This is a genomic window from Actinacidiphila bryophytorum (assembly GCF_016916835.1).
In the GTDB taxonomy this organism is placed as follows: Bacteria; Actinomycetota; Actinomycetes; order Streptomycetales; family Streptomycetaceae; genus Actinacidiphila; species Actinacidiphila bryophytorum.
In genome coordinates this window covers 65,398-90,064 of record NZ_JAFFIX010000027.1, presented here as the reverse complement: position 1 = coordinate 90,064, position 24,667 = coordinate 65,398, and the positions used below count along the sequence as shown (strand labels likewise).

25 protein-coding genes are annotated in these 24,667 nt (G+C 72.5%); 6 read left to right on the top strand and 19 right to left on the bottom strand.

The features are described 5' to 3' along the window. Positions 1 to 27 precede the first annotated feature (27 nt). The gene (locus JT723_RS29595) at positions 28 to 969 is read left to right on the top strand and encodes a 1-phosphofructokinase family hexose kinase (RefSeq protein ID WP_205047907.1); all 942 of its coding nucleotides are present in this window, start codon (positions 28 to 30) and stop codon (positions 967 to 969) included. Here JT723_RS29595 and JT723_RS29590 read toward each other — a convergent pair. Continuing rightward, positions 959 to 1,942: a carbohydrate-binding protein gene (locus tag JT723_RS29590; RefSeq protein ID WP_205047906.1), complete on the bottom strand. Its 984-nt coding sequence runs from the start codon at positions 1,940 to 1,942 to the stop codon at positions 959 to 961. The two genes, JT723_RS29595 and JT723_RS29590, sit on opposite strands and share 11 nt — an antisense overlap. 190 nt (positions 1,943 to 2,132) lie before the next feature. Between JT723_RS29590 and JT723_RS29585 the strand changes: the two genes are divergently transcribed. The 3 genes from JT723_RS29585 (at position 2,133) to JT723_RS29575 (ending at position 5,553) form a co-directional block, all read left to right on the top strand. Further along, positions 2,133 to 3,080 carry an SAM-dependent methyltransferase gene (locus JT723_RS29585; RefSeq protein WP_205047945.1) on the top strand — a complete coding sequence of 316 codons (948 nt, stop codon included), beginning with the start codon at positions 2,133 to 2,135 and terminating at the stop codon, positions 3,078 to 3,080. A 406-nt stretch (positions 3,081 to 3,486) separates the two neighbouring features. Beyond that, positions 3,487 to 4,629 carry an NADH-quinone oxidoreductase subunit D gene (locus JT723_RS29580; protein WP_205047905.1) on the top strand — a complete coding sequence of 381 codons (1,143 nt, stop codon included), beginning with the start codon at positions 3,487 to 3,489 and terminating at the stop codon, positions 4,627 to 4,629. Between the two features lie 75 nt (positions 4,630 to 4,704). Then, on the top strand, positions 4,705 to 5,553 hold the full coding sequence (locus JT723_RS29575) for a sigma-70 family RNA polymerase sigma factor (RefSeq protein WP_205047904.1): 849 nt from the start codon (positions 4,705 to 4,707) through the stop codon (positions 5,551 to 5,553). A gap of 271 nt (positions 5,554 to 5,824) precedes the next feature. On the opposite strand, the gene JT723_RS29570 is transcribed toward JT723_RS29575, so the two are convergent. The 4 genes from JT723_RS29570 to JT723_RS29555 form a co-directional block, all read right to left on the bottom strand. Then, positions 5,825 to 6,757, bottom strand: a complete 933-nt coding sequence (locus tag JT723_RS29570) for a hypothetical protein (protein ID WP_205047903.1) — start codon at positions 6,755 to 6,757, stop codon at positions 5,825 to 5,827. 164 nt (positions 6,758 to 6,921) lie between these two features. Continuing rightward, a complete protein-coding gene (locus tag JT723_RS29565) occupies positions 6,922 to 7,899 on the bottom strand; it encodes an ABC transporter substrate-binding protein (protein WP_205047902.1) in 978 nt (325 codons plus the stop codon). Then, positions 7,896 to 8,612 (bottom strand): ABC transporter permease, encoded by a 717-nt coding sequence (locus tag JT723_RS29560; RefSeq protein ID WP_205047901.1) that lies wholly within the window; start codon positions 8,610 to 8,612, stop codon positions 7,896 to 7,898. The genes JT723_RS29565 and JT723_RS29560 overlap by 4 nt, the downstream gene beginning before the upstream one ends. After that, complete coding sequence (locus tag JT723_RS29555; RefSeq protein ID WP_205047900.1) at positions 8,609 to 9,304, bottom strand: ABC transporter permease; 696 nt, start codon at positions 9,302 to 9,304, stop codon at positions 8,609 to 8,611. The genes JT723_RS29560 and JT723_RS29555 overlap by 4 nt, the downstream gene beginning before the upstream one ends. Before the next feature lie 123 nt (positions 9,305 to 9,427). Between JT723_RS29555 and JT723_RS29550 the strand changes: the two genes are divergently transcribed. Then, positions 9,428 to 10,558 carry an ABC transporter ATP-binding protein gene (locus JT723_RS29550; protein ID WP_205047899.1) on the top strand — a complete coding sequence of 377 codons (1,131 nt, stop codon included), beginning with the start codon at positions 9,428 to 9,430 and terminating at the stop codon, positions 10,556 to 10,558. On the opposite strand, the gene JT723_RS29545 is transcribed toward JT723_RS29550, so the two are convergent. The 8 genes from JT723_RS29545 to JT723_RS29510 form a co-directional block, all read right to left on the bottom strand. Then, entirely contained in the window at positions 10,559 to 10,984 is a 426-nt protein-coding gene (locus tag JT723_RS29545) for a rhodanese-like domain-containing protein (RefSeq protein ID WP_205047898.1), read from the bottom strand. After that, complete coding sequence (locus JT723_RS29540) at positions 10,984 to 11,502, bottom strand: cupin domain-containing protein (RefSeq protein WP_205047897.1); 519 nt, start codon at positions 11,500 to 11,502, stop codon at positions 10,984 to 10,986. The genes JT723_RS29545 and JT723_RS29540 overlap by 1 nt, the downstream gene beginning before the upstream one ends. Positions 11,503 to 11,806: 304 nt before the next feature. Beyond that, positions 11,807 to 12,307: a DUF3180 domain-containing protein gene (locus JT723_RS29535; RefSeq protein WP_205047896.1), complete on the bottom strand. Its 501-nt coding sequence runs from the start codon at positions 12,305 to 12,307 to the stop codon at positions 11,807 to 11,809. A 44-nt stretch (positions 12,308 to 12,351) separates the two neighbouring features. Further along, positions 12,352 to 12,963 carry a 2-amino-4-hydroxy-6-hydroxymethyldihydropteridine diphosphokinase gene (gene folK / locus JT723_RS29530; RefSeq protein ID WP_251513000.1) on the bottom strand — a complete coding sequence of 204 codons (612 nt, stop codon included), beginning with the start codon at positions 12,961 to 12,963 and terminating at the stop codon, positions 12,352 to 12,354. Beyond that, positions 12,960 to 13,319: a dihydroneopterin aldolase gene (folB, locus tag JT723_RS29525; RefSeq protein ID WP_205047895.1), complete on the bottom strand. Its 360-nt coding sequence runs from the start codon at positions 13,317 to 13,319 to the stop codon at positions 12,960 to 12,962. The genes folK and folB overlap by 4 nt, the downstream gene beginning before the upstream one ends. 3 nt (positions 13,320 to 13,322) lie before the next feature. After that, positions 13,323 to 13,790 carry a nuclear transport factor 2 family protein gene (locus JT723_RS29520; protein ID WP_205047894.1) on the bottom strand — a complete coding sequence of 156 codons (468 nt, stop codon included), beginning with the start codon at positions 13,788 to 13,790 and terminating at the stop codon, positions 13,323 to 13,325. Beyond that, complete coding sequence (gene folP / locus JT723_RS29515; protein ID WP_205047893.1) at positions 13,787 to 14,689, bottom strand: dihydropteroate synthase; 903 nt, start codon at positions 14,687 to 14,689, stop codon at positions 13,787 to 13,789. Before folP ends, JT723_RS29520 begins: the two co-directional genes overlap by 4 nt. A gap of 23 nt (positions 14,690 to 14,712) precedes the next feature. Continuing rightward, positions 14,713 to 16,581, bottom strand: a complete 1,869-nt coding sequence (locus JT723_RS29510; RefSeq protein ID WP_205047892.1) for a phosphatidylglycerol lysyltransferase domain-containing protein — start codon at positions 16,579 to 16,581, stop codon at positions 14,713 to 14,715. Between the two features lie 212 nt (positions 16,582 to 16,793). On the opposite strand from JT723_RS29510, the gene JT723_RS29505 reads away from it, so the two are divergent. Continuing rightward, the gene (locus JT723_RS29505) at positions 16,794 to 17,906 is read left to right on the top strand and encodes an alpha/beta hydrolase (protein ID WP_205047891.1); all 1,113 of its coding nucleotides are present in this window, start codon (positions 16,794 to 16,796) and stop codon (positions 17,904 to 17,906) included. Between the two features lie 32 nt (positions 17,907 to 17,938). On the opposite strand, the gene folE is transcribed toward JT723_RS29505, so the two are convergent. The 6 genes from folE to JT723_RS29475 form a co-directional block, all read right to left on the bottom strand. Next, complete coding sequence (gene folE / locus JT723_RS29500; protein WP_205047890.1) at positions 17,939 to 18,547, bottom strand: GTP cyclohydrolase I FolE; 609 nt, start codon at positions 18,545 to 18,547, stop codon at positions 17,939 to 17,941. A gap of 121 nt (positions 18,548 to 18,668) precedes the next feature. Beyond that, entirely contained in the window at positions 18,669 to 20,720 is a 2,052-nt protein-coding gene (gene ftsH / locus JT723_RS29495; RefSeq protein ID WP_205047889.1) for an ATP-dependent zinc metalloprotease FtsH, read from the bottom strand. A 245-nt stretch (positions 20,721 to 20,965) separates the two neighbouring features. Beyond that, a complete protein-coding gene (gene hpt, locus JT723_RS29490) occupies positions 20,966 to 21,520 on the bottom strand; it encodes a hypoxanthine phosphoribosyltransferase (protein ID WP_307794049.1) in 555 nt (184 codons plus the stop codon). 43 nt (positions 21,521 to 21,563) lie between these two features. Beyond that, positions 21,564 to 22,559, bottom strand: coding sequence for a tRNA lysidine(34) synthetase TilS (tilS, locus tag JT723_RS29485; RefSeq protein ID WP_205047888.1), 996 nt, complete (start codon positions 22,557 to 22,559; stop codon positions 21,564 to 21,566). 258 nt (positions 22,560 to 22,817) lie between these two features. After that, on the bottom strand, positions 22,818 to 24,014 hold the full coding sequence (locus JT723_RS29480) for an Rv3626c family coenzyme F420 biosynthesis-associated protein (protein ID WP_205047887.1): 1,197 nt from the start codon (positions 24,012 to 24,014) through the stop codon (positions 22,818 to 22,820). Positions 24,015 to 24,141: 127 nt separating this feature from the next. Further along, a complete protein-coding gene (locus JT723_RS29475; protein ID WP_033173553.1) occupies positions 24,142 to 24,636 on the bottom strand; it encodes an inorganic diphosphatase in 495 nt (164 codons plus the stop codon). Between the last annotated feature and the right edge of the window lie 31 nt (positions 24,637 to 24,667).

Genomic DNA, 24,667 nt, shown 5'->3' with positions numbered 1-24,667 from the left:
CGGGTGGGGGGAGGGAAAGATGGGGGCGTGATCATTACTGTCACGCTCAATGCGGCGCTGGACCTGACGTACAGGGTGCCGGCCCTGCGGCCGCGAGCTGCGCACCGGGTGCTGGACGTGGTCGAGCGGGCGGGCGGGAAGGGGCTGAACGTCGCCCGCGTGCTGGCGGCGTTGGGGCACCGCGTGGCCGTGACGGGGTTCGCGGGGGGACCCGCGGGCGGCGAGGTGCGGCGGCGGCTGGCCGCGGACCCGAACGCGGCCCGCCTGGCGGACGCGCTCGTGCCGATCGCCGGGCACACCCGCCGTACCGTCGGGATCGTGGAGTCCCGCAGCGGTGGGGCGACGCTGCTGAACGAGCCGGGTCCCACCGTCACGCCCGCCGAGTGGGGGGCGCTGCTGCGGGTCTACCGGGAGCTGCTGGCGGCGGGGGACGCCGACGCGGTGGCGTTGTGCGGCAGCCTGCCGCCGGGCGTCCCGGTGGGGGCGTACGCGGAGCTGATACGCGAGGCCCGCGCGGCCGGCGTGTACGTCCTGCTGGACTCCGACGGCCCGCCGCTGCGGCGCGGCCTGGCCGCACGGCCGGACCTGATCAAGCCGAACGCCGACGAGCTGGCCGGCCTGACCGGTTTCGCCGAGCCGGTGGGGGCGGCGAGGGACGCGCGCAGGCGGGGGGCGCGGGCGGTGGCGGCGTCGCTGGGCGCCGAGGGGATGCTGGTGGTGGCCGAGGACGACGGCGGCTGGCGGGCCGCCCCTCCGGTGCCGCTGAGCGGCAACCCGACCGGCGCCGGCGACTCCGCGGTCGCCGGGCTGCTGTCCGGGCTCGCCGAAGGCCTGCCCTGGCCGGCCCGGCTGGCCCGCGCGGTCGCCCTGTCGGCGGCGACGGTGCTGGCCCCGGCGGCCGGGGAGTACGACCCGGCCGCCTACGCGGAGCTGCTGCCGCGCGTCGAGGTCGTGCCGGCTACTTGGTGACCTGGCCCTGCTTGAGCCACGTCTGGTCCAGGTTGACCCCGCCGGTGTCGCCGTCCTGGAAGCTCAGCGCCAGCGTGTTCTCGCCCTTGGTGAGGTTGACGTAGGCGTAGGTGGTGTTGTTCCACGCCTTCGACCAGTCGGTGTAGGAGCCGTAGTTCCTCAGCTTGACGGGGGTGGTGCGCATCTTGCCGTTGACGGCGAGCGAGAGCGTCGCGTCGGGGCCGGCGTTCCCGTAGCTGATGAAGAAGGTGTAGGCGCCGTCCTCGGGGACGGTGACCGTCCAGGTGGCGGCGGCGCCGACCTGGTTCATGTTGTCGACGTAGGTGCCGGCGTTCGACCCCGGCCACTGCGTGCTGGTCGCCGCGGGCGCGGTCAGCGCGAAGGTGTTGGCGTCGACCTTGTCGGAGGCGAAGGGCGTCGGCGACGCGGACGGCGTCTGCGACTCCGCCGTGGGCGCCGCACTGCTCACCGGCGGGCTCGACGGCTTGTTGTCGGCCTCGTTGCCCTTGCCGTCACCCTGGCTCATGGCGATCGCGATGCCGATCGCGACCGCGGCCACCACCGCGATGGCCGCGATGAGCAGGCCCTTGCGGTTGGGCGCGTCGCCGCCGCCGTGGCCGGGGCCCGCGCCCCGGTGGCCACCGCCGTCACCGGGCTGCGGCGCGGGCGCGTACTGCGGCTGCTGCCGGGTGTACTGCTGCCCGCCCTGCTGCTGGTCGTAGCCGTACGCCTGCTGCTGCGGCTGCGGGTACCCGTATCCGCCCTGCGGCTGCCCGGGCTGCTGGGCCGGCGGGTAGCCGTACCCGCCCTGCTGCTGCCCCTGGGGCTGCTGGGGGCTGCGCCGCTCGCCGACCCGCTGCACCTGGTTGTACGAGGTGCGTGGCGCCGCCGGCTGCTCGCTGCCGTCCTCGGCCCGGTAGAGGTACCCGAACGGGTCGTCGTTCTCCGGCGTGCCGTCCTGTCCGGCCGTCATCCGCTGTCCACTCCCTCGTACTGCCTTACCGCACATCCGCCGCCACCTGCATCGGCGCCCACGGCACTGTGGTATTCCGGAACCCTACCGGCCCCGGGTGGCAAACCGCCCAGCCCTACGACGCAAGTCCAGGTCAGGAAGGTTCCGTGTGACCAGCCCCACCCCGCAGTGGCTGCCCTGGCGCACCGCGATGCAGCAGGCGCTCTACGGCAGTGGCGGCTTCTTCACCCGGGAGCGGCCCGCGGACCATTTCAGCACGTCAGTGCATGTCTCGCCGCTGTACGCGCGGGCCGTCGCCGAGCTGCTGTGCCGGGTCGACAGCGCGCTAGGGCACCCCGCGGACCTCGTCTTCACCGACATGGCCGCGGGCCGCGGCGAGCTGTGCGCCGGCGTGCTCGACGCGCTTCCCTCCTCCGTGGCCGCGCGGGTACGCGCCTACGCCGTCGAACTGGCGCCGCGCCCGGCGGGCCTCGACCCCCGCGTCACCTGGACCGCGCAGCCGCCGGACGGTGTGCGCGGGCTGCTGTTCGCCAACGAATGGCTCGACAACGTGCCGCTGGACGTGGCCGAGGCCGACGAGGACGGCGCCGTCCGCTACGTCGAGGTCAGCACCGCCGACGGGGCCGAGCGGCTCGGGGCGCAGGTCGGCGGCGCCGACCTGCGGTGGCTGCGCCGCTGGTGGCCGCGGATCCCGCCCGGAGGGCGGGCCGAGATCGGGCGGACCAGGGACGAGGCGTGGGCCGCCGCGGCCGGCACCCTCGCCGACGGGCTCGCCGTCGCCGTCGACTACTCCCACGAGCTGGCCCGCCGGCCCGAGTACGGCACCCTCACCGGTTACCGCGCCGGGCGCCAGGTCCCGCCCGTGCCCGACGGCTCCTGCGACCTCACCGCCCACGTCGCCGCCGACTCGCTCCCGGGCGCCACCCCCGTCCCCCAGCGCACCGCCCTGCGCGCCCTGGGCGTGACCGCGGCCCGTCCCCCCCTGTCGCTGGCCACCACCGCCCCCGCCGCGTACGTCCAGGCCCTGGCCGCGGCCACCCAGGCCGCCACCCTCACCTCCCCCTCGGCCCTGGGCACCTTCACCTGGTCCCTGACCCCCACTCCTCCGCTCGCCGCGGTGGCTTCCGCCCTGACCTGACCTTCCCCCGGCGGGTGGCTTGTCTCGCAGTTCCGCCCCCAGAGCTTCGCCTGGGGGTCCCCCCAGCGCCTCCTGAGGCGGTTGCCACTTGCAGTGGCGTTGCCTTCTTCCCGCTCGTCCGGGCCGAGCGCGCAGTTCCCCGCGCCCCTGGGCCGTGTTTTGGAAGTAGCGCCGTCCGCCCACAGGGCGGGCCCCGCGGCGTCCGGTGCGTGCGATCGCAAGGCGGAGGGTCGTCCTCGTAGTGGGCCTGCTCGGACGACTCCGACAACGCAGCGAGCGTGCGTGCCAGGCGTCGCGGGGCAGGCGGGACTTCCACAACACGGCCCAGAACGCTCCCCCTCTGCGGAAGAGGGCACCCCCCAGGGACCCGGGCAGCCCGGGAGGGCCGGGCTGAGAGGATGGGGTCATGACGGAGACCACGATCGGAATCGGCGGCGCAGCCGAAGGCACCGACATGGTGCTGAACATCGGCCCGCAGCACCCCTCGACGCACGGAGTGCTCCGCCTGCGCCTGGTGCTCGACGGCGAGCGCATCCGGTCCGCGGAGCCGATCGTCGGCTACATGCACCGCGGCGCGGAGAAGCTCTTCGAGGCCCGCGACTACCGCCAGATCGTCATGCTGGCCAACCGCCACGACTGGCTCTCCGCCTTCTCCAACGAACTCGGCGTCGTGCTCGCCGTCGAGCGCATGCTCGGCATGGAGGTCCCCGAGCGCGCCGTCTGGACCCGCACCCTGCTCGCCGAGCTGAACCGCGTGCTCAACCACCTGATGTTCCTCGGCTCCTACCCCCTGGAGCTGGGCGGGATCACCCCCATCTTCTACGCCTTCACCGAGCGCGAGGAGCTGCAGCAGGTGATGGAGGAGGTCTCCGGCGGGCGCATGCACTACATGTTCAACCGGGTCGGCGGCCTCAAGGAGGACCTGCCGAACGGCTGGACCGGCCGCGCGCGGGCCACCGTCGCCGCGGTCCGCTCCCGCATGGGCCGCATCGACGACCTGGTGCTCGGCAACGAGATCTTCCGCGGCAGGACCCGCGGTGTCGGCGTCCTCTCCCAGCAGGACGTGCACGGCTTCGGCGTGAGCGGCCCCATCGCCCGGGCCTCAGGCGTGGACTTCGACCTGCGCAGGGACGAGCCCTACCTGGCGTACGGCGAGCTGGCCGACACGATGCGGGTCGTGACCCGCACCGAAGGCGACTGCCTGGCCCGCTTCGAAGTGCTGCTCGAACAGACCCACGTCGCCCTCGACCTCGCCGACGCCTGCCTCGACCGGCTCACGGACCTGCCCCCGGGGCCGATCAACCAGCGGCTGCCCAAGGTCCTCAAGGCCCCCGAGGGCCACACCTACGCCTGGACCGAGAACCCGCTCGGCCTCAACGGCTACTACCTGGTCTCCAAGGGCGAGAAGACCCCCTACCGCCTCAAGTTGCGCTCGGCGTCGTTCAACAACATCCAGGCGCTCACCGTGCTGCTGCCCGGCACGCTGGTCGCCGACATGGTCGCCATCCTCGGGTCGATGTTCTTCGTCGTCGGCGACGTCGACAAGTAGCCCGGCGGGCGGCCGGTCACATCCGCGGTGCGCCACGCGTCAAGGTGGCGACGACGCTACGCAAGGACGTGACCGATGAACGACGAGGCACTGGCAGAACGCTTCCAGGCCAACCGCAGCCACCTGCGCGCGGTCGCCTACCGCATGCTCGGCTCGGCCGCCGAGGCCGACGACGCCGTTCAGGAGGCCTGGCTGCGGCTCAGCCGGTCCGACACCGGCGAGGTCGCCAACCTCGCCGGCTGGCTCACCACCGTCGTCGGCCGGGTGTGCCTCGACATGCTGCGCTCCCGCAAGTCCCGCCGCGAGGAGCCGCTCACGGCGGCGCCGGCCGGCGCCGCCGAGTCCGCCGACCCCGAGCGTGCGGCCGTCCTCGCCGACTCGGTCGGCGTCGCCATGCTCGTCGTCCTGGAGACCCTCGACCCGGCGGAACGCCTCGCCTTCGTCCTGCACGACATGTTCGCCGTGCCCTTCGACGACATCGCGCCCATCGTGGACCGCACCCCGGTCGCGGCCCGGCAGCTCGCCAGCCGCGCCAGGCGCCGCGTCCAGGGGGCACCCGTCGCGCCCGAACCCGATCTCGCGCTGCAGCGGCAGGTGGTCAGTGCGTTTCTCGCTGCCGCCCGGGAGGGGGACTTCGAGGCGCTGGTCGCCGTGCTCGACCCCGACGCGGTGTCGCGCTCGGACATGCCCGGCGCGACGGTCACTCGCGGCGCCGCCGCCGTGGCCCGCAACGCGGCCGTCGGCGCCGCCTCGGCCGGCGCCTACCTCGCCCTCATCGACGGCACCGTCGGCATCGTCGCCGAGCCCGGCACCCCCCGCTACCGCGTCCTGACCTTCACCTTCACCCCGACCCAGGTCCACACGATCACGATCCTGACCTCAGCCGAATCCCTCACCACCCTGACGGTGGAACGCCTCCCGTAACTGCCCCTTGCGGTGGCCGCTCGCCTGCGGCTGCGTCGTGGCTTGTCGCGCAGTTCCCCGCGCCCCTGGGGGGTGCCCCCTTCCCGCAGAGCTGGCGCAGGCGGCGCCGTCTGCCTGCGAGGGGGAGCGTTTTTCAGGGGCGCGGGGAACTGCGCGACCAGCCACGACGGCGGGAAGGCGAACGCCCAGCGCAAGGGGCAGGACCTCAAGGGGCTCGGGGAACTGCGAGACAAGCCCCCACCGGGCGAAAGGTGATCGCCCGCCGCAGGCGTCAGGCCTGGGCGCGGAGGCCGGACATGTCCAATTGCTCGGTGTCGTCGTGAGCGGTGAGGTCGATGACCTCGGCCGGGTCCTCGGCCTGGGCATGCTCGGCCTGAGCGTGCTCCCCGTCGGGGGTGGAAACCGCCGGCGGGAGGGCCTTCTGCGTGCCGAAGAAGTCGAAGCCGCCGACCGCCCGGGCACCGGAACCGCCGGGGGCGGACGGCTGCGCGTAGGGCAGGACGGCCGCGGCGACGGCCGGCACGAGCCGGTGTTCACGCACGGGCAGAGCCCGCGCGTGCGATTCCGCGGTGTGCCGCCCTTGCGGCTCCTCGGGTGCCGCCGCTTCGCGGCGGCGCGCTTCCTCGACCGTGGCCTGCGCCTGCTGCCTGGCCGCGTTGCGTGACAGCTCCCGCAACGCCTGCTCGGCCTTGAGGAAGGCCGCAGGCCCGATGGCCGAGGTCCCGGCGGTGAGGGCGAGCTGCTGCGGCGCCTCGCCGACCCGCAGCTGCCGGTTCTTCTCCAGCGCCCGCGCCCGCTCGGCCTCGGCGGTGGCGTACCGCCGCAGGAGGTCGGCGTGCTCGGTGCGGAGCCGGGCGAGTTCGGCCCGCTTGCCGCGGAGTTTCTTCTCCAGGCGGCCGCGGATGTCGCGCGACTCCTCCAGGTCGGTTTCCAGTTCCGCGACCCGCTCGTCGGTGCGCCATTCCTCGCGGACCCTGGCGGCTTCGAGTTCGGCGACCTCGCGGCCGGCGGAGCGGTCCCAGGTGCGGGCGAGGGCGGCGCCGGCTATCGCGGTGAGTGCGGTGGCGGCGGTGATGACCCGTATGACGCCGGTATCCGCGGCCACGAGGGAGGCGGCGGCGAGCACCACGGCGCTGCCGGCGACGCTCAGCGGCGGGAGCAGGCGGTGCAGTGGCTGGGAATGGCGGTGGCGTCCTCGGGGCATGGCCAGAAATTTAGCGTGCGCGGACGGCCTGTGGGGCGGCGGGTGACACTTTTTCCGCCCGATTCCGGTATCTAATGGCGGCCGAATACGGAGGGCATTCACCATGGCACGTTGTGTCCCTTTTGCGGCATGGTGAATGCCCGGACTGTTACCCCGTCAGATGATCACAGCCCCTTGGCGTCGAGGTAGTCGGCGGCGACATCCCCGGGCTTCTGGCGTTCCGCGTCGACCTTCTTGTTCAGTTCCGTGAGGTCGGCGGTGGTGAGTACGGCGGTGAGCCTGCCGAGGGCCGCGGCGGCCTTGGGGTCGGCGGCGTCCTGCGCATTGAGTACGGGCAGGACGTTGTCGGCGTTCTGCAGGTGCTTGTCGTCGGTGAGCAGGACCAGGTCGAACTGGTCGAGGGTGGCGTCGGTGGTGGTGGTGAGGACGAGCTGGTCGGTGCCGTCCTGGACGGCCTGCTTGGACTGGGTGGTGCCGACGCCTTTGGGGTCCACGGATACGACGTCGATGCCGTAGGTCTTCTTCAGTCCCGGTTCGCAGTAGGGCCGGTCGGGGCATTCGTCGCCGGCGGCCAATGTGATCTTGGCCTTGGACGCGCCAAGATCGGAAAGGGTCTTGAGATGGTGCTGCTCGGCGAAGTCCTTGCTGACGGCAAAGGCATTCTGGTCGACGGCCTTGCCCGCGGGGAGCACCTTGAGGCCGCGCTGGTCGGCGAGCTTGGTCAGTGCGGCGACGGTGGCGGTGACATCGCTGGAGGCGACCGGCTCGGCGTCGGCGCCATTGGCCCTGGTGTTGAGGAACTCCGCGAGTGTCGCGGCATATTCGGGGACGACGTCGATCTGGCCCTTCTCCAGGGCGGGTTCGTACAGCTCGCGGTTGGCGAGCGTCTTGACCGTGGTGTGGAAACCGGCTTTGTCGAGCACCTTGGCGTACATGGCGGCGAGGATCGCGCTCTCGGTGAAGCCGGCCGAGCCGACGACGAGGTCCTGGTCGCCGGTGGCGGCGGCCGCGGCACCGGTGGCGAGGGCGGCGCCGCCGGCGGCGGGTTCGTCCTTGCCGCCGCTGCCGCAGCCGGCCGCCGCGGTCAGCAGCAGGGCGGCGGCCAGTGCCGTACCGGCGGCGCGTACGCGTCGGTTGATCATCGGGTCGCTCCAGACGGTGAGGGGGCGGGGGTGGGCGGGGCGGCGCGGGCGGGCCGCCGGCGCATCGGGTCCAGGGCGCGCTGCAGGACCACGAAGAGGCCTTCGACCAGCAGGGCGAGTACGGCGACGAGCACCGCTCCCGCGACCACCTGGGCGGTGATCTGCCGGTTGAAGCCCGCGGTGATGATCCGCCCCAGGCCGCCGAATCCGGCCAGTGCGGCCAGCGTGGCGGTGGCGATCACCTGGACGGCGGCGCTTCTGACACCGGTCCAGATCAGCGGGAAGGCCAGCGGCAGCTCGATCCGCAGCAGCAGCTGGCGGCCGGTCATCCCCATGCCGCGGGCCGCCTCGACGACGTCCGGGTCGGCCTCGCGCACCCCGACGTAGGCGTTGGTGACCAGCGGCGGCACCGCGAAGAGCACCAGGGCGATGATCACCGGCCAGTCGCTGTCGGAGCCGATGAGCAGCAGGAGCAGCGTCAGTACGGCGAAGGTGGGGACAGCCCGGCCGGCGTTGGAGACGTTGACGGCGAGGGCGCCGCCGCGGCCGTGATGACCCAGCAGGAGCGCGGGCGGCAGGGCGAGGGCCATGGCGATGGCGAGCGAGACCCCGCTGAAGTAGAGGTGCTCGCCGAGGCGGTGGACGACGCCTTCCTGCCCCGACCAGTTGGCCCCGGTGGTCAGCCAGTCCCACGCCCCGCCGACGGCGCTCATGCCGCGGCACCGGCCCTGGCCCGGCGGCGCTTGTGCTTCCACGGTGTCAGCAGCCACTGCACGCCGAGCAGAGCCACGTCTGCGAGTACGGCGATGACGACGCAGAGCACGGAGGCGGCCAGCACCTGGGCGCGGAAGTTGCTGCCGATGCCGGACAGCAGCAGATTGCCGAGGCCGCCGTAGTCGATGATCGCGCCGACGGTGGTCAGGGCGACGGTGGAGACGGTGGCGATCCGCAGCCCGGCCATCACCGCGGGCAGCGCGAGCGGCAGTTCGACGCCGAAGAGCAGCCGCAGCGGCCCGTACCCCATGGCCCGGGCGGACTCGGTCACGTCGGCGGGCACGGCCTGCAGGCCGGCGAGGATGTTGCGGACCAGGATGGTCAGCGAGTAGAGCACCAGGCCGGTGACGACCAGCCAGGGTGTGATGCCGAAGACCGGCAGCAGCAGGGAGAACATCGCCAGCGACGGCACGGTGTAGAGGATCGTGGTGGCCGCGAGGACGGGTCCCGCGACGATCCGCCGGCGGCGGGCGGCCAGCGCGAGCGGGAAGGCGACGAGCAGCCCGATCGCCACCGACACGGCGGTGATCCACAGCTGCTGGAGCGTCGCGTCGGTGAGTTCCTGCCGGTATTCGCGCAGGTACTGCCCGCACACCCAGTCGTTGGCGACCAGGCAGTTCTCTGAGGCCATGGGCGCGAGCCTAACCGCAGGGTCCGACATTCCGGTTCCACCGCCACACAACGCCCATACATGCGCGATCCCTCACATCAGGGACGGCGGGCGCTACGGTGGCAGACCGGGAGCCGAGGACACATGATCAGATTCGAGAACGTCAGCAAGCGCTACTCCGACGGCACCACCGCCGTCGACGGCCTGGCCTTCGAGGTGGCGGCGGGCGAGCTGGTGACGCTGGTCGGCCCGTCGGGCTGCGGCAAGACCACCACGATGAAGATGGTCAACCGGCTCATCGAACCCACCGGCGGCCGCATCCTGCTCGACGGCAGGGACATCGCCGCGATGGAGCCGGTCGCGCTGCGCCGCCGCATCGGCTACGTCATCCAGCAGGTGGGCCTCTTCCCGCACAAGTCGGTGCTGGAGAACACCGCGACCGTGCCCGCGCTGCTGGGCTGGAAGCGGGCCGCCGCCAGGGCGCGGGCCGCGGAACTCCTCGACCTGGTGGGCCTCGACCCGGCCCTGTTCGGCCCGCGCTACCCCGACCAGCTCTCCGGCGGGCAGCGCCAGCGGGTCGGCGTGGCCCGGGCGCTGGCCGCGGACCCGCCGGTGCTGCTGATGGACGAGCCCTTCGGCGCGGTCGACCCGGTCGTGCGGGAGCGGTTGCAGACCGAGTTCCTCAACCTCCAGGCCCAGGTGCGCAAGACGGTGCTCTTCGTCACCCACGACATCGAGGAGGCCGTACGCCTCGGCGACCGCATGGCCGTCTACGGCGAGGGCCGCATCGAGCAGTACGACTCCCCCGCCACGGTCCTGGGCGCCCCCGCCACCCCTTACGTCGCCGAGTTCGTCGGCGCCGACCGCGGCCTCAAACGCCTGTCGGTCACCCCCGTCACCCCCGCGGACCTGGAGCCGGCCCCCGTCGTCCGGCTCGACGAGCCCACCGCCGCGGCCGGTGCGCGCCTGCGCGCCGACCGGGCGCGCTGGGGCGTCGTCCTCGACCAGGACGGCGCCCTGCACGGCTGGGTCCCCGCCGCCGCCCTGCCGCCCGAGGGAGCCGGCACCGTACGCGGCCACGCCCGGCGCATGGACGCGTGGGTGCCGGTCGGGGCGAGCCTGAAACAGGCCTTCTCCGTCATGCTCCAGTACGACGCCGGGTGGGTCGCCGTACTCGACGGCACCCGCTTCGTCGGAGTGCTCACCCCCGGCCGGCTGCACGAGGCCCTGCGCCGGTCGGTACGCGACGGCGCCGTGGTCGAGTCGGTGGGCTGACTACCCCGCCGCCACCGAAGGCGTCGCAACCGTCGGGGTGCCGTCCGGCGGTGCCACCGGCAGGCCCGCCGCCCGCCACGCCTGGAAACCGCCCGCCAGGTCCGTCGCCCGGGTCAGGCCCAGCGCGTGCAGGGAGGCGGCGGCCAGGGTGGAGGCGTAGCCCTCGTTGCAGACCACCACGACCGGCAGGTCGTACGCCACCGCCTGCGGCAGCCGGTGCGACCCCGACGGGTCGAGCCGCCACTCCAGCTCGTTGCGCTCCACGATCACCGCACCCGGGATCGTGCCGTCCCGGTCCCGCAGGGCCGCGTAGCGGATGTCGACCAGCAGCGCGCCCTCCCGGGCCGCCACCGCCGCCTCCTGCGGGCCGAGCCTGCGGTACGTCGACCGCAGCGCGGCCAGGTGCTCGTCCAGAGAGCCGGCCATCACCACTCCTCCGGGCGCTCGACCAGCTCCAGGCGGAAGGTGCTGCCCTTGCGGCTGTAACGCCGGATCAGCGGCAGCGGCGGGTAGTACGCGTGCACCGACACGGCATGCGTGAGCTGCGAGCGGTTCTCGACCTGGTGCACATGGTGCCGCCCGAAGGCCCGGCCCTCGCCCTCCGGCAGCACCCGGCTGCGGTCCAGGCCTTCGGCCAGCTCCAGCGAGCGCCAGCCCTCGCCGGGCAGCGGCACCGACAGCGACTGCTCCGTCAGCTCACCGGCGGCGGTGACGAACACGCCGTAGGAGCCGCCGTGGTCGTGCCACCCGGTCTCGGCGCCGGGCGGCCACCCGATGAGCCAGGCCTCGGCCCCGCCGGGCCCTTCGAGCCGCACCCAGGTGCGGCCCTCCGGATCGAGGGGAAGGTCCCGCACGAGCGCGAAGTCGGCGGCGGTGCGCCGCGCGAAGTCGAGCAGTTCGGCTGCGCTGGGCGCGAGGGGAGTACGTGACGTCTGACGTGACAAGGGTGACCACCCTGGAGGCGTAGGTGTACGGACGGCCGGAGGCGCGCGTCAGCGCGCGGCCGTACACACGCAGCCCGCGTACCGGAGCAGGTCCAGATGGACCCTCCGGTAGAGCCGAGCCGTGTACACATCCACGGCTCGACCAAACCACGCCCAAGCCGCGCCGGTCAACTGCCCGCACCCCACCTGCCCCTCGGGGCCGCCCCGCGACCTCCCCCCGGCGGGTGGCTGGTCGCGCAGTTCCGCCCCCAGGCGAAGCTCTTGGAGGCGGAACTACGCGACAAGGCCCCACCGGGGGGAAGGGCTAGTGGCGGTGGTGGGAGGCGTGGTGCACGCCGGGGGGCGTGTCCTCGTCGTCCGGGAGTTTGCAGATCCGCTCAAGGAATATGGCCGCGGCCACGACGGCGACCCCGGCGAGGAAGGCCAGGCCGGCGTAAACGGCTTGGTGCCGCCGGGGGTCCATGTCCAGCTTGTACATGATCAGGTACAGGCACGCGCCCCCGTACATACCCGCGACCAGCGCAGCGACCAGCGCGCTGGCCTGCGCGAAGACCACCGCCCGGGCGGCGGCCAACGGGTCGACGCCCTTGGCTCCCGGCCGCCGCTCGCGCTGGGCGCGCAGCCGGGAGCGCAGGGAGAGCGCGGTCGCGAAGAGGGCCACCGCGATGAGGGCCAGGACGATGGGCGCGGCCACCGGCACGCCGGGCAGCGTGCCGACCGTGTCCCACAGCCGGGCGATGGACCACGCGATCACCAGAGCGATCGCGAAGAGCCCCGCCAGCATCCTGATCCGCAGTGTCCTCACCGAGCGCCCGCCTCCACGTCGTTGTTGTCTACCGGTCGCAACGATTATTCGGGCAGCCGGAGTTCCACGTCGTCGCGGCGCTGGACGCCCTGCCGGCCGACGGTCGCGAGCAGTTCCGCGACCGGGCCGTGCCCGGGCACGTCGGCGGCCGGGTCGACGTCGTACCACGGTACGAGCACGAAGGCCCGCTCGTGGGCGCGGGGGTGGGGCAGGGTGAGGACCGGGTCGTCGGAGACCACCCGGTCGTAGGCGACGATGTCGACGTCGATGGTGCGCGGACCCCAGCGTTCGGCGCGCACCCGAAGGTAGGCCTCCTCGATGGCGTGGGCGCGTTCCAGCAGGGAGCCGGGCGGCAGGGTGGTGCGGATCAGGACGACGGCGTTGAAGTAGCCGGGCTGGGTGCCGGGCTCGACGCCCCACGGCTCCGTCTCGTACACCGGGGAGACGGCCTTGACCCGGACGCCCGGGGTGTCCTCCAGGGCGTCCACGGCGCCTTGCAGCGTCTCCAGGCGGTTGCCGAGGTTGCCGCCGAGGGCGATGACGGCGGTCTTGGGGTTCTGCAGGGTGCTGTCGGCCGCGTCGACGGCGGCCACGACGGATGCGGGCACGGGCTGGACGGTGGGGTCTGCGGACTGTTCCGGCCATTCGGCGGTCACGGGCGCCTCCGGGTGATGGTCACGGTCACGTCGTCGAAGGGCACGGTGATGGGAGCGTCGGGTTTGTGCACGGTCACCTCGACCTCCTGCACCGCCTCGTGCCCCAGGCAGGTGTCGGCGATGCGCTGGGCAAGGGTCTCGATCAGGTCGACGGGTTCGCCGGAGACGACGGCCGCGACCTCCTCGGCGACCACACCGTAGTGCACGGTCCTGTCGAGGTCGTCACCGGCCGCCGCGGGGGCGGTGTCCAGCGCCATCACCAGGTCGATCACGAAGACCTGGCCGTTCTCCCGCTCGTGCTGGAAAACCCCGTGGTTCCCGTGCACTTTCAGGCCGTGCAGCGCGACTCGGTCCACCGTTCACTCCTCGTGTTCTGCTTCTGCGGTCTCGTCGTCCTCCTCGGCCAGCACCGGGGAGCCGTGGTGCACCCACAGCCGCCACCCGTCGGAGGTGCGGCGGAAGACGTTGGTGGCCACCACGAGGCCGCCGACCAGGGAGCCGGCCGAACCGTCGTCCTCGGCAGGGCCACCGGTGAGGATGTTCTCTGTGCAGGTGACGACGGCCGCGTCGCCGTCGACACCGACCTCGACGTCGGTGAGGAAGAACTGGATGTAGTCGGTGTTGGCCATGATCAGCGCGAAGGAGCGCATCACCTCGCGGCGCCCGCGCAGCACCGGCCAGCCGGGGTGGACGACGGCGACGGACTCGGCGAGCGGGCCGTCGAGGACGACCTTCTCCAGCGCGTCGAGGTCGGAGTTCTCGACGGCGTCGTAGAAGGCCTGGTTGGCCCGCTCGACGGCGCGGGCCTCCGCGGTGCGCGGCGTCATGCGCCCGCCTCCGCCGCGGTGCGCCCGGTCTCGGTCCGCCCGGCCGCCGCCTCGATGGCGCGCGCCACCCGTACGGCGTCGGCGCTGGCGTGCACCTCGTGCACCCGCACCGCCCAGGCGCCCTCGCGCGCGGCGATGGCGGTCACCGCGGCGGTGGCCGCGTCGCGTTCGCGGGCCGGCGGCGGGTCGCCCGCGGTGCCGGCCAGGACCCGGCCGAGGAAGCGTTTGCGGGAGGCGGCGACCAGCAGCGGCCGGCCGAGCGCCCGCAGCGCGCCGAGGTGGGCGAGCAGGGTGAGGTCGTGTCCCGCCTCCTTGGCGAAGCCCAGGCCCGGGTCGAGGACGATGCGCCCGGGGTCGACACCGCCTGCGACGGCCCGGTCCAGGCTGGTGCGCAGTTCCGCGACGACCTCGGCGAGGACGTCGGCGTAGACGGCGCGGTTGTTCATGTCGATGCTCTGGCCGCGCCAGTGCATGACGACGAAGGGCACGCCGGCCGCGGCCACCACCGGGACCATGCCCGGGTCCGCCAGGCCGCCGCTGACGTCGTTGACCAGCCGGGCGCCCGCGGCGACGGCCTGCTCGGCGACGGCGGCCCGCATCGTGTCGACGCTGACCAGCACGCCCGCCGCGGCCAGCTCGCGGACCACGGGCAGCACCCGGCGCAGCTCCTCGGCCTCGTCGACCCGTGCCGCACCGGGCCGGGTGGACTCACCGCCGACGTCGACCAGGTCGGCGCCCTGGGCCACCAGGTCCAGGCCGTGCTTGACGGCGACGTCGGGGTCGAACCACCGCCCGCCGTCGGAGAAGGAGTCGGGCGTGACGTTGACCACGCCCATGACCGCGCAGCGGTCCCACTGAGGGAGTCCTACGGGTCCTGCCGGACCCTGCTGGGTACTCATGCGCCCAGCGTAGGCGGTACGGGTCAGGCGACCGCACTCCGCTTGCCCGAGTCCCGCGACAAGCCCGCGGCGGTGCCGGGCGCGGCGGCGTACCCCGTGCGGTGCCGGTGCGGGGGCCGGTCGGCGCGGCCCGGCAGGAAGCGCTGGACGACGGCGGGCAGCGGCAGCGACAGGTTGACGAAGCCCTCGGCCTGCATGATCGCGAAGCCGATCCTGGGCAGGTCGCGGGAGTTGGGGAAGACCAGGAAGCGCGGCACCCAGTCCGGCTGGAACTTCGCGTTGAACTTGTACAGCGACTCGATCTGGAACCAGCGGGACAGGAAGACCAGCAGGCCGCGCCAGCCGCGCAGCACCGGTCCCGCGCCGATCCGCTCGCCGCGGGCCAGGGCCGAGCGGAACATCGCGAAGTTCAGCGACACGCGGACCACGCCGAGCGAGGGCGCCTGCTGGAGTGCCGCGACGATCAGCAGCTCGTTGAGACCGGGGTCGGCGCTGCGGTCGCGCCGCATCAGCTCCAGCGACATGCCGTCGGCACCCCACGGCACGAAGTGCAGCACGGCCCGCAGGTCGCCCAGCTCCGGGTGCGGTGCGCCAGGCTCGCGCTCCTTGTGGGCGGTGACGACAACGCAGTCGCCGTCCAGGTCCTCGCCGAAGCGGCCGAGCGCCATCGAGAAGCCGCGCTCGGTGTCGGTGCCGCGCCAGGCGTCGGCGGCCAGCCGCACCTTCTGCTTCTCGCCCTCGGTCAGCTCCCGCACCCGGCGCACCCGGCACTCGTACCCCGAGCGCTCGATGCGCTTGACCATCTGCCGCACATTGCGCATGGCGCGGCCCTGGAGGGTGAAGTCGGCCGCGTCGACGATGGCCTCGTCGCCCAGCTCCAGCGCGTCCAGGCCGGTCTCCCTGGTCCACACCTCGCCGCCGGTCTCGCTGCACCCCACGACGGCGGGCAGCCAGGCGTGGGCGCGGGCCAGCTCCATGAAGCGCTCGATGGCGCCGGGCCATGCCTCGACGTCGCCGATCGGGTCGCCGCCGGCCAGTGCCACGCCGGACACCACCCGGTAGCAGACCGCGGCCTTGCCGCTGGGCGAGAAGACCACGGACTTGTCGCGGCGGAGCGCGAAGTGCCCGAGCGAGTCGCGGGCGCCGTGCCGGGCCAGCAGGCCGCGCAGCCGGTTCTCGTCGGCCTCGCTCAGCTCGGCGACGGGGCGCGCGGGGCGCAGCGCGAGGTAGACGGTGGAGATCGCGATGAGCAGGCCGAGGCCGCCGAGCGAGAAGCCGACGACGTCGTCGACCCGGTCGCTGGTGTAGTCGACGGGTCCCGAGACGCCGAACAGGCCGAGCAGCACGTGCTGGCAGCGGTCGAGGAAGCCGGGGTTGCCGCGCTCGGAGGCGGGGTGGGCGCTGGTGATGACCAGGCCGAGGCAGAAGGCGACGGCGCTGAGCCCGGTGAAGTTCAGCAGCGCCCGCCAGCGGGTGCGCGGGTCGGACAGGGCGGTGAACTCCTGCCGGTGCAGGAGCAGCACCGTCATCAGCGCCAGGGACACCCCGACGCCGAAGAAGGAGTGCCGGTAGATCAGCTGGGTGGCGGCGCCGACCGGCAGCAGGGCGACCGCGGCCCACCAGGCCCGCTGTTTTCCGCGCTTGAGGGCGTGGGCCAGCATCAGCAGCAGGATGCCGGTGACCACCGAGGTGGCGGCGGCCAGCGAGCTGACGGTGCCGGGGAAGACCGCGGCCATGTGGTGCATACGGCCGTTGCGGAAGGCCGGGAAGACCGCGGAGACCACGTCGAGCAGGCCGATCACGGCCGTCGCGGTGCCGATGATCTTCGGCACGGCGGCGGACCGCACGGGCCAGATGTGCCGGCGCTCGGCCGGCTCCCGGTCAGCGGACATCGTCCACCGCCGACGGAACCCGGGCCGGGCTTTCACCCTCTAGCAGCACAGACATGGGTCACCCAAACCACAGCATCACCGGAAATCACGGGTATGTCCCGCAATCTGCTCCAGTACGAAGAATTTGCGCCCTCTAGGACGCGACTTCTGCCGTCCGGGTTCCGTCCCGGGCGGCACAACTGGACGCCGACGCAGAAAGTACACCTGCCGACATGGGTCTCACGAGTAAGAAGGTGCTGCTGGCCGCCGCTCTGCTCGCGCTGGCGCTTTTCGCCGCCACCGTGTGGTTGTGGCCGCGGCTGGCCAGGCGCGGTCCGCTGGCGGTGCTGGGCAGGGTCGGTGTGCTGCTGGGCACACAGCTGGCCCTGGTCGCGGCGCTCGGCCTGGCCGCGAACTACTCCTTCGGCTTCTACGCCTCCTGGGCCGACCTCTTCGGCATGGAGACCACCCCGGGCGTCGTCGTCGACCACGCGGGGGGCTCACCCGCCGAGGGCGGCATGCGGGTGCTGGGCACCGTCCACGTCAACGTCGCCGGCGGCACGGTGCCGCGGGTCGGCGGCCAGATCCAGAAGATCGCGGTCGGCGGCGGCACCTCGGGCATCACGACGACGGCGTACGTCTACCTGCCGCCGCAGTACTTCAGGGAGCCGCACCGCCGCTTCCCCGCCGCCGTGGTGCTCACCGGCTACCCGGGCACCGCGGAGGCGCTGTACAAGAAGCTGAAGTATCCGACGGTCGCGGCGGGGCAGGTGCGGCGCGGCACCGCCCGGCCGATGATCCTGGTCATGATGCGGCCGACGGTCGCTCCGCCGCGGGACACCGAGTGCACGGACGTGCCCGGCGGGCCGCAGACCGAGACCTTCTTCGCCCACGACCTGCCGAAGGCCCTGTCGGCCCGCTACCGGATCGGGGCGGGCCCGGCGAGCTGGGGCATCATCGGCGACTCCACGGGCGGCTACTGCGCCCTCAAGCTCGCCCTGCGCGACCCCGGCTCGTACGGCAGCGCGGTGGGCCTGTCGGCGGACTACGGCGCCCCCAAGGACGCCACGACCGGTGACCTCTACGGCGGCAGCACCGCCCGCCGCGCCTCCAACGACCTCATGTGGCGCCTGGCCCACCTGCCGCACCCGGCGGTGAACCTGCTGGTGACCAGCAGCCGGCAGGGCGAGCGCAACTACCGGGCGACCCTGCGCTTCATCGCGGCGGCGGGCGGCCCCACCCACGTGTCCTCGATCATCCTGCCGAGCGGCGGCCACAACTTCACGACCTGGGCCCGCGAGATCCCCCCGGCCCTGGAGTGGCTCAGCGCACACCTGGCGCCCTGAGCAGGCCCGCGGACATGTGCAGGCCCGCGGCCTCAGCTCCTGCCGATGATCAGACTCATCGCCTCGGATCGCGTGGCCGGGTCGCGCAGCTGCCCGCGCACCGCGGAGGTGATGGTCTTCGCCCCGGGCTTGCGCACCCCGCGCATCGTCATGCACATGTGCTCGCACTCCACGACCACGATCACCCCGCGCGGCTCCAGTATCCGCATCAGCGCGTCGGCGATCTGCGTGGTGAGACGTTCCTGCACCTGCGGGCGGCGGGCGTAGACGTCGACCAGCCGGGCCAGCTTGGACAGGCCGGTGATCTTGCCGCTCGCGGAGGGGATGTAGCCGACGTGCGCGACGCCCACGAAGGGCACCAGGTGGTGCTCGCACGACGACATCACCTCGATGTCCTTGACCAGCACCATCTCGTCGTGCCCGAGGTCGAAGGTCGTGGTCAGCACGTCCTCCGGCTCCTGCCACAGGCCGGCGAAGATCTCCCGGTAGGCCCGGGCCACCCGGTTCGGGGTCTCCCGCAGGCCCTCCCGGTCGGGGTCCTCACCGACGGCGAGCAGCAGCTCGCGTACCGCCGCGGCGGCCCGCTTCTCGTCGAACTCGGAGATCCGGCCCTCGCCGTCGAGTGTCACAGGGTCGGTCATGGTGCCTCGTTCCTGCTGCGTGGTGCTGGTTCTGGTGCGGCTTGCGACAAAGGCCGCGGCCCCAGGGTAAAACCCCGGGGCCGCGGCCTTCATTCCGGGAGCCTCCCGGACCTGCGGCTTCTCAGCTGTCGTTCCTGCCGTCCTCGGGCAGGTCGGCCGGCTCGGTCGGCGGCTTGGTCGTGGTGATGGCCGCCGGGCCGTTGCCGTTGGAGGGCTGGCTGCCGTTGGTCAGCGCCAGCTCCTTCGGCGAGAGCACCGGGGGCCGGGTGGACGGCGTACGCCGGGCGGACCCGGTCCAGGCCGGACGCGTGGGGCGCTTGACGATCGGGGCGAAGATCTCGGCGATCTCCTCCTTGTTGAGCGTCTCCCGCTCCAGCAGGGCCAGCACCAGGTTGTCCAGGACGTCCCGGTTCTCGACCAGGATCTCCCAGGCCTCGTTGTGCGCGGTCTCGATCAGCTTCTTGACCTCCTCGTCCACCAGCCCGGCGACCTCTTCCGAGTAGTCGCGCTGGTGGCCCATCTCACGGCCGAGGAAGGGCTCGGAGTCGCTGGAGCCGAACTTGATCGCGCCGAGGCGCTCGGTCATGCCGTACTGCGTGACCATCGCGCGGGCGGTGGCGGTGGCCTTCTCGATGTCGTTGGACGCGCCGGTGGTCGGGTCGTGGAAGACCAGTTCCTCGGCCGCCCGGCCGCCCATCATGTAGGCGAGCTGGTCGAGCATCTCGTTGCGCGTGGTCGAGTACTTGTCCTCGTCGGGCAGCACCATCGTGTAGCCCAGGGCGCGGCCGCGGGAGAGGATCGTCACCTTGTGCACCGGGTCGGAGTTCGGCGAGGCCGCCGCGACCAGGGCGTGTCCGCCCTCGTGGTACGCGGTGATCTTCTTCTCCTTGTCCGACATGATGCGGGTGCGCTTCTGCGGGCCGGCCACGACGCGGTCGATGGCCTCGTCCAGCACGTTGTTGTCGATCAGCTTCTTGTCGCTGCGCGCGGTGAGCAGCGCCGCCTCGTTCAGCACGTTGCTCAGGTCCGCACCGGTGAAGCCGGGGGTGCGGCGGGCGACGGCCATCAGGTCGACGTCCGGCGCGATCGGCTTGCCCTTCTGGTGGACCGTGAGGATCTCCAGACGGCCCTGCAGGTCCGGCGGGTCGACCGCGATCTGCCGGTCGAAGCGGCCCGGGCGCAGCAGCGCCGGGTCGAGGATGTCGGGCCGGTTGGTGGCGGCGATCAGGATCACGCCGCCCTTCACGTCGAAGCCGTCCATCTCGACCAGCAGCTGGTTGAGGGTCTGCTCGCGCTCGTCGTGCCCGCCGCCCAGGCCCGCACCGCGGTGCCGGCCGACGGCGTCGATCTCGTCGACGAAGACGATCGCCGGGGCGTTCGCCTTGGCCTGCTCGAACAGGTCGCGCACCCGGCTGGCGCCGACACCGACGAACATCTCCACGAAGTCGGAGCCGGAGATCGAGTAGAACGGGACGCCCGCCTCACCGGCGACGGCCCGCGCGAGCAGCGTCTTGCCCGTACCGGGGCGGCCGTACAGCAGCACGCCCTTGGGGATCTTGGCGCCGACGGCCTGGAACTTCGCGGGCTCCTGCAGGAACTCCTTGATCTCCTGGAGCTCCTCCACCGCCTCGTCGCAGCCGGCCACGTCGGCGAACGTCGTCTTGGGGGTGTCCTTGGTGATCAGCTTGGCCTTGGACTTCCCGAACTGCATGACGCGCGAACCGCCGCCCTGCATCTGGTTCATCAGGAAGAGGAAGACCACCACGATCAGGACGAAGGGCAGCAGCGACAGCAGAATGCCGAGGAAGGCGTTCTGCTTGGACTGCGAGACGGTGTACTTGTCGGGGAGCTGGACTCCCTTGACCTGGCCGTCCACGATCCGCTGCAGGTCGGCGGCGATCGCGGCACCCTGGTCGCCGATGTAGCTGGCCCTGACCTTGGAGCTGCCCTCGATCTTCACGCCGTCTTTGAGCTGCACCTTGATGGAGTTGTCGTCCCCGGTGGTCAGCTCGGCTGATTTGGCCTGGTTGGTGTCGATCGCATGCAGGACCGCGCCGGTGTCCACCGTCTTGTAGCCGCCGCCGGATCCGACGACCTGCATCAACACGACCACGGCGAGGACAACCAGCACGATCCACATCACTGGCCCACGGAAATAGCGCTTCACGTCCATCCATGCGGGGCGAAACCGCCCCGTCCCTCCTGCCACAGTGAGGCACCGCCGCCTGCTGGCGGCGCGTGCATCCGGTGTTGTAATGACCCGACCTTCGGACGGTACCCCAGCATTGTCACCCGAGGGCGCCGCCGACTGTTAACCAACCCGCTTTCCCCTGCTCCAACGCTGGGAAGGAGCCATCGGTTCCCTGTGCGGTGCCGGGCGGCGGCCGGCTGCCCGGCCGGCCGCGTGCCTGCCGCGTGTCAGCCGCCGTACACGTGCGGGGCCAGGGTCCCCACGAAGGGCAGATTCCGGTACTTCTCCGCATAGTCGAGGCCGTATCCGACGACGAACTCGTTGGGAATGTCGAAGCCGGTGTACTTCACGTCGATCTCCACCTTGGCCGCCTCCGGCTTGCGCAGCAGGGTGCAGACCTCCAGGGAGGCGGGGCCGCGCGATCCCAGGTTGCTGATCAGCCAGGAGAGGGTCAGCCCCGAGTCGATGATGTCCTCGACGATCAGGACGTCGCGGCCTGCGATGTCGGTGTCCAGGTCCTTGAGGATGCGCACCACGCCGGAGGACTTGGTGCCCGCCCCGTAGGACGACACCGCCATCCAGTCCATGGTGACCTCGCTCGACAGGGCGCGGGCCAGGTCCGCCATCACCATGACGGCGCCCTTGAGCACCCCCACGATCAGCAGGTCCCTGCCCGCGTAGTCCCGGTCGATCTCCGCGGCAAGCTCCACCAGCTTGGCGTCGATCTCTGCCTTGGAGATGAGCACTTTCTCCAGGTCGGTGCCCATGTCGATCTCGTTCACTGCCTGGTACGTCCCTCAGCTGCTCGGGTCCACGTCGGCGCGTCTACGACGGCGAGAAGACCAGTCTGCCATTGGCCCGCAGCACAGCGACGCCGCCCGGCAGGTTGAGCGCCTTCTGCCCGTGCCAGCCGGTGACCAGGCGGTCCACCTCCTCGATGTGCCGGGCGAACAGGAAGCCCGGCGGCGAGCCCGCCGCGATCGCGGTCCTGCGCAGGACCCGGCGGCGTACCGCGGCCGGCAGCGTGGCCAGCCGGCGTACGTCCAGGCTGCCGTCGTCGCCCGCCGCGTCCGCCTGGGCGTCGGCGGCCCACTGGTCGAGCGCGTCCGCGTCGTCCCTGGACAGCTGGGCGGTGCGGGCCAGCGCCTCGACCACGCCCTTGCCGAGCGACTTCTCCAGTACGGGCAGCGCCTCGTGCCTGACCCGGGAGCGGGTGTAGGCGGGGTCGTGGTTGTGCGGGTCCTCCCACACGGTGATGCCCTGGGCCAGGCAGCCCTGGCGCACCGTGTCGCGGTCCAGCAGCAGGAAGGGCCGCCGGTAGCGGCCGCCGGCGCCGGAGACCGCGGCCATGCCCGACAGGGACCGGATGCCGGAACCGCGGGCGAGCCCGAGGAGCACCGTTTCTGCCTGGTCGTCGCGGGTGTGGCCGAGCAGTACGGCCGCGGCGCCGCGCCGGTCGGCGGCGGCGTCCAGTGCCGCGTAGCGGGCGTCGCGGGCCGCGGCCTCGGGTCCGCCCTGGCGGCCGACGGTCACGCCGACCGCGTCCACCGGGTCGAGGCCGAGTGCGCGCAGCCGGCCGGCCACTTCCTGCGCGCGGACGGCGGAGCCGTCCTGCAGGCCGTGGTCGACGGTGACCGCGCCGGCCCGCACGCCGAGCCGCGGCCCTTCGAAGGCGAGGGCGGCGGCGAGCGCCATGGAGTCGGCGCCGCCGCTGCACGCGGCGAGCACCACGGGGTGCGGCTCTGCGGACGAGTCGAGGACGTCGTGCAGGACGCGGCGGACCGCCAGGCGTATCGCCGCGACCGTGGGGTGGGGTCCCATGTCCGGTTCCCTCCTGAGGAGGCTGTGATGGCTGCGGTGAGCAGGATCGACGAGAGGAGATGACGCAGGGTATCCAGATGGTGACAGAACTCTGGGCATTACCCGAGCATCGCACGCCCTACCCTGCGTCTACGGTCCCTCGGACGGGTGAACCGGGGGCGTGAAGGGCCTCAACCGACCTCTTGTCGCTCCGTCTTCCGCCTCACACCCTCCGCGGACGGCCTCGTTCCTCGGCCGGCCACTGCGGGTGCTCGCTCGTCAGCCGTCGGAGGTCCTCGCGTGCACTCGCGCGACCCACTCCGCGGGTTTCCCGATCTCCGCCTTCGTCGGCAGCGTGTTCGGCGACGTCCACACCTTGTTGAAGCCGTCCATGCCGACCTCGTCGACCACGGCCCGCACGAAGCGCTCGCCGTCGCGGTACTGCTTCAGCTTCGCGTCCAGGCCCAGCAGCCGGCGCAGCGCCTGGTCCAGGCGCCCGGCGCCGGTGGCCCGGCGGCGGCTGAACTTCTCCCTGATCTCCGCGACGCTCGGCACGACCTCGGGGCCGACACCGTCCATCACGTAGTCGGCGTGGCCTTCGAGCAGCGACATCACGCCGGTCAGCCGGGCCAGGATCTCCCGCTGCGTCGGCGTCTGCACCAGGTCCACCAGGCTCCGCCCGTCGTCGGGCGCCTCGGCGGCGGCCTCCTGCGACGCCGCCTCCTCGTCCTTGGTGCCGTTCGCGCCGGTGAAGGACTGCACGGCCTGCCGGACCCGCTCGATGACGGTAGAGGCGTCCAGTTCCGTCTCGCCCAGGAAGGACTGGATCTCGCCCTCGATGTGGTCGCGCAGCCACGGCACCGCCGAGAACTGCGTGCGGTGCGTCTCCTCGTGGAGGCACACCCACAGCCGGAAGTCGTGCGGGTCCACGTCCAGCTCCCGCTCGACCTGCACGATGTTCGGCGCGACCAGCAGCAGCCGGCCCGCCCGCGACTCGCCGGGTCCCGGCTTGACCGGGCCTGCGGGCAGCTCGCGGGTGGGCGGCGCGAACGTCTCGTACTGCCCGAGCACCCGCGAGGACAGGAAGCTCAGCAGCATCCCGACCTCGACACCGGTGACCTTGCCGCCGACCGTGCCGAGCACCGCACCGCCGGGGCCGCCGGGCCTGCGCGCCTGCATCTTGACCAGCAGCGGCTTGAGGACCTCACGGAAGCCGGCCACGTTCGCCTTCACCCAGCCGGCCCGGTCCACGATCAGCACCGGGGTGCCGTGCGGCGGCGTGTCCCCGTCCCCGTCGCCGTACATGCGGGTGAAGCCCCGCACATGCGCCTCCGAGTCCTGCGCGTGCCCGCGCAGCTCGGCGACGATCGCCCGGGCCTGGTCCCTGCTGACCTCGGGCCCCGGCCGGGTCAGCCGCTGGGCCGTGGCCACGGCGAGGTTCCAGTCGACCATCTCGCTTCCACCGATGCTCGTCATGCCTTCACGGTACGTTGCCGGTCCGCGCTTTGGGGCGCCGCGCACAAGCCGGAGGGGCGGGCCGGGGGACATTCCCCAGGCCCGCCCCTCGGGCGTACACGGCAGGTGCTCGATGCGGCAGCGGCCGTCAGTGGCCCGGCCCGTGCTCCTTGAGGCGGCGGAAGGAGTCCTCGATCTCCGCCTCGGCCTCGGCGCGGCCCACCCAGTCGGCGCCCTCGACGGACTTGCCGGGCTCCAGGTCCTTGTAGACCTCGAAGAAGTGCTGGATCTCCAGCCGGTCGAACTCGCTGACGTGGTGGATGTCCCGCAGGTGCTCCACCCGCGGGTCGGACGCCGGCACGCACAGCACCTTGTCGTCGCCGCCGGCCTCGTCGGTCATGCGGAACATGCCGATGGCGCGGCAGGTGATCAGGCAGCCGGGGAAGGTCGGCTCGTCCAGGATGACCAGCGCATCCAGCGGGTCACCGTCCTGGCCGAGGCTGTTCTCGATGAAGCCGTAGTCGGCGGGATAGCTGGTCGAGGTGAAGAGCCGGCGGTCCAGGCGGATACGACCGGTCTCGTGGTCCACCTCGTACTTGTTCCGCGAACCCTTCGGGATCTCGATCGTGACGTCGAACTCCAAGGCCCTACTCCTCCATGATCAGCGCATACTG

What these genes read in the sequence shown, in the direction of transcription:
- tilS (WP_205047888.1), bottom strand. Translation starts at nt 22,559, where the DNA reads ATGGGACCCCACCCCACGGTCGCGGCGATACGCCTGGCGGTCCGCCGC.
- JT723_RS29575 (WP_205047904.1), top strand. Translation starts at nt 4,705, where the DNA reads ATGAACGACGAGGCACTGGCAGAACGCTTCCAGGCCAACCGCAGCCAC.
- JT723_RS29585 (WP_205047945.1), top strand. Translation starts at nt 2,133, where the DNA reads ATGCAGCAGGCGCTCTACGGCAGTGGCGGCTTCTTCACCCGGGAGCGG.
- JT723_RS29590 (WP_205047906.1), bottom strand. Translation starts at nt 1,942, where the DNA reads ATGACGGCCGGACAGGACGGCACGCCGGAGAACGACGACCCGTTCGGG.
- JT723_RS29565 (WP_205047902.1), bottom strand. Translation starts at nt 7,899, where the DNA reads ATGATCAACCGACGCGTACGCGCCGCCGGTACGGCACTGGCCGCCGCC.
- JT723_RS29545 (WP_205047898.1), bottom strand. Translation starts at nt 10,984, where the DNA reads ATGGCCGGCTCTCTGGACGAGCACCTGGCCGCGCTGCGGTCGACGTAC.
- JT723_RS29520 (WP_205047894.1), bottom strand. Translation starts at nt 13,790, where the DNA reads ATGACGCCGCGCACCGCGGAGGCCCGCGCCGTCGAGCGGGCCAACCAG.
- folE (WP_205047890.1), bottom strand. Translation starts at nt 18,547, where the DNA reads ATGACCGACCCTGTGACACTCGACGGCGAGGGCCGGATCTCCGAGTTC.
- JT723_RS29510 (WP_205047892.1), bottom strand. Translation starts at nt 16,581, where the DNA reads ATGTCCGCTGACCGGGAGCCGGCCGAGCGCCGGCACATCTGGCCCGTG.
- JT723_RS29560 (WP_205047901.1), bottom strand. Translation starts at nt 8,612, where the DNA reads ATGAGCGCCGTCGGCGGGGCGTGGGACTGGCTGACCACCGGGGCCAAC.
- JT723_RS29550 (WP_205047899.1), top strand. Translation starts at nt 9,428, where the DNA reads ATGATCAGATTCGAGAACGTCAGCAAGCGCTACTCCGACGGCACCACC.
- JT723_RS29570 (WP_205047903.1), bottom strand. Translation starts at nt 6,757, where the DNA reads ATGCCCCGAGGACGCCACCGCCATTCCCAGCCACTGCACCGCCTGCTC.
- JT723_RS29480 (WP_205047887.1), bottom strand. Translation starts at nt 24,014, where the DNA reads ATGACGAGCATCGGTGGAAGCGAGATGGTCGACTGGAACCTCGCCGTG.
- JT723_RS29555 (WP_205047900.1), bottom strand. Translation starts at nt 9,304, where the DNA reads ATGGCCTCAGAGAACTGCCTGGTCGCCAACGACTGGGTGTGCGGGCAG.
- JT723_RS29580 (WP_205047905.1), top strand. Translation starts at nt 3,487, where the DNA reads ATGACGGAGACCACGATCGGAATCGGCGGCGCAGCCGAAGGCACCGAC.
- ftsH (WP_205047889.1), bottom strand. Translation starts at nt 20,720, where the DNA reads ATGGACGTGAAGCGCTATTTCCGTGGGCCAGTGATGTGGATCGTGCTG.
- JT723_RS29505 (WP_205047891.1), top strand. Translation starts at nt 16,794, where the DNA reads ATGGGTCTCACGAGTAAGAAGGTGCTGCTGGCCGCCGCTCTGCTCGCG.
- folP (WP_205047893.1), bottom strand. Translation starts at nt 14,689, where the DNA reads ATGAGTACCCAGCAGGGTCCGGCAGGACCCGTAGGACTCCCTCAGTGG.